This is a genomic window from Actinomadura sp. (assembly GCF_044508335.1).
Lineage (GTDB): Bacteria > Actinomycetota > Actinomycetes > Streptosporangiales > Streptosporangiaceae > Spirillospora.
Window position 1 is genome coordinate 13137 of the sequence record NZ_JBIQHY010000121.1, and the last position, 2814, is coordinate 15950.

The 2814-nt window shown below is 74.1% G+C and carries 3 protein-coding genes; 2 read left to right on the forward strand and 1 reads right to left on the reverse strand.

Annotation, left to right across the window (positions count from 1 at the left end):
• Nucleotides 1-87: 87 nt before the first annotated feature.
• Nucleotides 88-1482, forward strand: a complete 1395-nt coding sequence (locus ACIWVC_RS28875; protein ID WP_396451334.1) for an acyl-CoA synthetase — start codon at nucleotides 88-90, stop codon at nucleotides 1480-1482.
• A gap of 89 nt (nucleotides 1483-1571) precedes the next feature.
• On the opposite strand, the gene ACIWVC_RS28880 is transcribed toward ACIWVC_RS28875, so the two are convergent.
• Complete coding sequence (locus ACIWVC_RS28880) at nucleotides 1572-2147, reverse strand: TetR/AcrR family transcriptional regulator (RefSeq protein ID WP_396451332.1); 576 nt, start codon at nucleotides 2145-2147, stop codon at nucleotides 1572-1574.
• 86 nt (nucleotides 2148-2233) lie between these two features.
• On the opposite strand from ACIWVC_RS28880, the gene ACIWVC_RS28885 reads away from it, so the two are divergent.
• On the forward strand, nucleotides 2234-2814 hold a 581-nt coding region (locus tag ACIWVC_RS28885), incomplete at its 3' end, for an NAD(P)-dependent oxidoreductase (protein WP_396454818.1).

Genomic DNA, 2814 nt, shown 5'->3' on the forward strand with positions numbered 1-2814 from the left:
CGAGCCCGAGAACCACGCCGAGACCGACAAGCAGAACGAGACCGACAAGAACGAGACCGACGAGACCGACATGGAGAGGGGCGAGTGATGGACCTGCTCGGCGAGAACGGCGGCCCGGTCCGGATCGCGGACCGCGAGCTTCCGCGCGACGAGCTGCTCGGCTGGGCGTCCGCCGTCGCCGCGGAGATCGCGGGCGCGGACGCCGTCGCCGTGCACGCCACGGCGTCCCTGGAGACGGTCGCGGCGGTCGTCGGCGGCGTCCTCGCGGGCGTCCCCGTGGTCCCGCTGCCGCCCGACTCGGGCCCGGCCGAGCGCGCCCACATCCTCGGCGACTCGGGCGCGAGCCTGCTCCTCGCCGCCGGCGACGCCAAGCCCGTGGAGGGCGAGCCGCCCCTCGTGCCGGTCGACGCGCTGCCGCACGACGGGAGCGGCGGCGCCGCCGCCCCGTCCGACGCGACCGCGCTGATCCTCTACACGAGCGGCACGACGGGCGCGCCGAAGGGCGTCCTCATCTCGCGCGGCGCGATCGCCGCCGGGCTGGACGCGCTCGCCGAAGCGTGGGCCTGGACGCCCGACGACGTCCTCGTCCACGGGCTGCCCCTGTTCCACGTGCACGGGCTCGTGCTCGGCGTCCTCGGGGCGCTCCGCACCGGGTCGCCGCTCGTCCACACGGGCCGCCCCAAACCCGAGCGGTACGCGGCGGCCGCGCAGAACGACGGCGGCAGCCTCTTCTTCGGCGTCCCCACCGTCTGGTCGCGGACGGCGGCGGATCCGGGCACCGCGCAGGCCCTCCGCGGCGCGCGGCTGCTCGTCTCCGGCAGCGCACCGCTCCCCGTGCCGGTGTTCGAGCGCCTCTCCGAGCTGACCGGGCACCGTCCCGTCGAGCGCTACGGCATGACGGAGACCCTCATCACGGTCAGCGCGCGCGCCGACGGCGACAGGCGGCCCGGCTATGTCGGCACCCCGCTGCCGGGCGTCGAGACGCGCCTCGCCGCCGAGGACGGCGCGCCCGTTCCGCCGGACGGGGAGACGCCCGGCGAGCTGCACGTCCGCGCCCCGCTCCTCTTCAAGGGCTACCTCAACCGCCCGGAGGCCACGGCCGCGTCGTTCGCGCCGGACGGCTGGTTCCGCACCGGCGACATCGCCACGATCGGGCCGGACGGCTGGCACCGCATCGTGGGCCGCGCGTCCACCGACCTCATCAAGAGCGGCGGCTACCGGATCGGCGCCGGCGAGATCGAGAACGCGCTGCTCGCCCACCCCGCGGTCAGCGAGGCCGCCGTCGTCGGCACGCCGCACGACGACCTCGGCGAGCAGGTCACCGCCTATGTCGTCGCGGACGGCGTCGCCGGAGACCAGCTGATCGACTTCGTCGCCGAGCGCCTGTCGGTGCACAAGCGGCCCCGTGTCGTCCACCTGGTCGACTCGCTGCCGCGCAACGCCATGGGCAAGGTCGTCAAGACCCGCCTGAACGAACTCTGAGCCGCCACCCGCCAGCCGCCAGCCATCCGACGGCAGACAGCAGGCAGCAGACAGCAGCCGGCATACAGCCGCCGGTGGCCCCCACGACGCTAGGGCAGCAGTTCCGCCAGCACGGGCCGGACGAGATCTCGCGCGAACGACTCCGGGACGTCCGGCCCGTCCTCGCCCTCCGCGAAGTACATCAGGAACCCCTGCTGGAAGCAGGCGCCCATCAGCAGCGCCGCCACCGCGGCCGTGTCGGCTCCGGCGGCGACACGGCCGAGGTCGCGCTCGGCGTCCAGGTACCGGGTCAGCGCGCGCACCGGCTCCTGCGGGCCGGCCCCGTACTTGCGCAGCGACTCGCGGGTCGCGTTCATCAGCCGGGGCTGCGCCGCCATCGACGCCATCATCGGGAACGTCAGCCGGTAGAAGCGCATCCCGCCGTGGACGACCGCGACGAGGTTGGCCTCCACCGTCTCCTTGCCGGGGACGCCCATCGAGGTGAACGGCGGCATCCGCTCCTTCAGCACGCTCAGCATCAGCTCCTCCTTGTCGCGGAAGTGCTTGTAGAGCAGCGCCTCGGAGTAGCCGGCCGCCTTCGCGATCTCCTTGGTGGTGGCGCGGGCGACGCCGTGCCGCCGCATGATGTCCGCCGCGGCGTCGAGGATCCGTTCCCGCGCGCTCAATGAGGCCCCCTTGACAGGTGAGTGAACGCTTACCAGGATAGGGGTTAGTAAATACTCACTCACCCATCGTTCATCAGGGGGAACCGATGAGGCTCACGATCTTCGGGGCGACCGGCGGGACCGGCGTCCTGACCGTCCGGCGGGCGCTGGACGCCGGGCACGAGGTGACCGCCGTCGTCCGCGACACGGCGCGCCTCCCGTCCGACCTGCGCGCGTGCGCCGACGTCGTCCAGGCCGACGTCATGGACCCGGCCGCGATCGAGGAGGCGGTCAAGGGCCGCGACGCCGTCCTGTCCGCCCTCGGCACCCGCGAGGGCCGCGCGCCCACCACCGTCTGCGCGGACGGCACGCGCAGCATCACCACCGCGATGACCGCCGCCGGCGCCGACCGGTTCGTCCTGGTCAGCGCATCCGGCCTGCACGCCGGACCGGGCGACGACCCGTTCACCCGCTTCGTCGTCAAGCCGCTGATCCTGCAGCCGCTCCTCAGGCACGCGTTCGCCGACATGCGCGCCGCCGAGGACATCACCCGCGGCTCCGGCCTGCACTGGACGATCGTCCGCCCGCCGCGGCTCACGAACGGGCCCGGCAACGGCCGCTACCGCAAGGCCGTCGACCGGAACGTCCTCGGCGGCGCCTCCATCGCCCGCGCCGACCTGGCCTCGGC